General features: G+C 55.7%; 1 protein-coding gene. It reads left to right on the top strand.

Annotated elements, in window-relative coordinates; genetic code table 11:
* Window positions 1–264 (top strand): ExbD/TolR family protein (locus KDM89_RS22245; protein ID WP_212689900.1); only part of this gene is annotated, 264 nt, incomplete at both ends.

Raw genomic sequence — 264 nt, 5'->3', positions numbered from 1 at the left:
TCATGCTCGTGCTCCTGATCATCTTCCTGATCACCACCCCGGTGATCACCGACGTGGTCAAACTCAAGCTGCCGGCAGAACGCAACCAGGTCTACAAAACCAAACCGGAAAACATCACCATCTCTGTGAGCAAAGACGGTGACATTTACTGGAACGGCGCGATCCGTCCGCTGGCCGGAGGCACAGAAGCCCTGTTCGACCAGCTGAAAGTGGAATCGGTCAAACAACCGCAACCGGAAGTGCACATCCGTGGCGACCAGAACA

Origin of the sequence: Cognatundibacterium luofuense (assembly GCF_018139685.1) — a bacterium.
Lineage (GTDB): Bacteria > Pseudomonadota > Gammaproteobacteria > Burkholderiales > Burkholderiaceae_D > Undibacterium > Undibacterium luofuense.
This window is presented reverse-complemented; position numbering and strand designations above follow the sequence as displayed.